The organism is uncultured Methanobrevibacter sp., from assembly GCF_900314615.1.
Taxonomy (GTDB): Archaea; Methanobacteriota; Methanobacteria; order Methanobacteriales; family Methanobacteriaceae; genus Methanocatella.
On record NZ_OMWA01000053.1, the window covers coordinates 1 to 2,246 of the forward strand.

The window sequence follows — 2,246 nt, forward strand, 5'->3', positions numbered from 1 at the left end:
TTGAAATTAAAGAAAAATTAGAACGAATTTTTATCGAAGTGAAATTTCAAGTGTAAAAAAAATAAAATTTGAAAGAAGCCTATAAAATTTTACAGACTCAAAAAAATTTAAAAAAAATTAGAATAAATTAGCATGATGCTAATCTATTTCATTGCATCTTTGACTCTGTCAAAGAGGCCTTTTTCAACATGTTTAATTTCATCACCGCTGACTTCGGCAAATTCGGTAAGTATCTTTTTCTGTTTTGAACTTAATTTTTTAGGAACAACAACTGTTACAGTAACGTACATATTTCCTCTACCGGAATGTCTAACAGAGTTCATTCCCTGTCCTCTTAATTTAAATACTGTTCCGCTTTGTGTTCCTGAAGGTATCTTAAATTCAACTTCTTTTCCTTCAATGGTAGGGATACTAATCAAATCACCTAAAGCCGCCTGCGGGAAACTTATTTGTTGGTCTAAATATAAGTGATCGCCTTCACGTGTGAAGTTTCTGTGTCCTTTGATATGTACTGTAACAATTAAATCTCCTTCAAGGCCTGGGGCTTCCCCGCAGTTTCCTTCGCCTGAAACTCTTAAATGGTTGCCTTCATCAACACCTTCTGGAATTTCAATTTTAATTGTTTTTGTTTTTCTTTTACTTCCTTTTCCGTGACAGTCTTCACAAGGGTCTGTAATTATTTTTCCGGTTCCTCCACATTCTCTACATGGTCTTACATTCACCATTTGGCCTAAGAATGTGTTGCTGACTTCTTTAATTTGACCTGTTCCTCCACATTTCGGACAGGTCTGAGGGTCAGAACCTGGCTTGGATTTGGAACCGTTACATGTTGGGCATAATTCACTTCTGGTAATCTTGATTTCTTTGTCACATCCGTTGAATGCTTCTTCTAAAGAGATTGGAACTTCAGTATAAATGTCTGATCCTCTTTGAGGTCCTGTTCTTCCACGGTTGCGTGCTCCTCCACCAAAACCGAACATTTCAAATATGTTTCCAATATCGAATCCCTGGAAAATATCATCAAAGTTTACGTTTTGATAGAAATCTTCAGCAGTAAATCCATCCATTCCTGCATGACCGAATTGATCATATCTTTGACGTTTTTCATCATCAGACAAGACAGCATAAGCTTCACTAACTTCTTTAAACTTATCTTCAGCATCTGGTTCATCACAAACGTCTGGATGGTATTTTCTGGCTAATTTACGATAAGCTTTCTTAATTGTCTTTTCATCAGCAGTTTTATCTACTCCAAGAACTTCATAATAATCTCGCTTGTCTGCCATTTGTTCACCTTAAAATAATTTTAAAAAAATAGATAGAAAAAATAATAGTTTTATCTATTGTTAGTTTATTGATTGATTCTGATTCTGATTTAATATATTTTCTAACAATGTAATAAAACTATATTATTTAATCTAGTCTTTTACTTCATAGTCTGCGTCAATTGTGTCATCATTACCGTTGTCTTGAGCACCTGCATTAGGGTCAGCTCCAGCTTGTTGCTGTGCTTGAGCTTCAGCCTGTGCTTGTTGGTAGATTTTTGCACCAATCTCTTGAATTACATTGGATAATTCATCAGACTTTGCTTTAATGGCATCAATATCATCGCCAGCTATAAGTTCTCTTAATTCAGCTACTAAGCCTTCGACTTTAGATTTTTCATCTTCAGATACTTGATCTTTGAGTTCGTCTAAGGTTTTTTCTGATGTGTAAATTAATGAGTCTGCATTGTTTCTGATTTCAATTTCTTCCTGTCTTTTCGCATCAGCTTCAGCATTCATTTCTGCTTCTTTAACTTTCTGTTCGATTTCTTCATCGGATAATTTGGTTGAAGATGTGATAGTGATTGCTTGTTCTTTACCAGTACCTTTATCTTTAGCGGTTACATTGATAATACCGTTAGCGTCGATATCAAATGTTACTTCAATTTGTGGTACTCCTCTTGGTGCAGGTGGGATTCCTACGAGTTGGAAACGTCCGAGGGATGTGTTGTCTGCAGCCATTTTTCTTTCTCCCTGCAATACATTGATGTCTACAGATGGCTGATTATCTGCAGCTGTGGAGAATACCTGGCTTTTCTTGGTAGGAATAGTAGTGTTTCTTTCAATTAAAGTGGTTGATACTCCACCTAAGGTTTCAATACCTAAAGATAATGGAGTTACATCTAAAAGAACGATGTCTTTAATTTCACCGGCTAATACTCCTCCTTGAATAGCAGCACCCATGGATACACATTCCATTGG

General features: G+C 35.9%; 2 protein-coding genes. Both read right to left on the reverse strand.

The genetic code is table 11. The features are described 5' to 3' along the window. Positions 1-143: 143 nt before the first annotated feature. Complete coding sequence (gene dnaJ, locus QZN33_RS11660) at positions 144-1,286, reverse strand: molecular chaperone DnaJ (RefSeq protein ID WP_296792877.1); 1,143 nt, start codon at positions 1,284-1,286, stop codon at positions 144-146. Positions 1,287-1,418: 132 nt separating this feature from the next. After that, positions 1,419-2,246, reverse strand: an 828-nt coding sequence (locus tag QZN33_RS11665; RefSeq protein WP_296792880.1) for an Hsp70 family protein, incomplete at its 5' end; no start/stop codon positions are given.

Bases quoted from the DNA above. Each gene is read 5' to 3' on its own strand.
- dnaJ (WP_296792877.1), bottom strand. From the start codon at position 1,286: ATGGCAGACAAGCGAGATTATTATGAAGTTCTTGGAGTAGATAAAACT.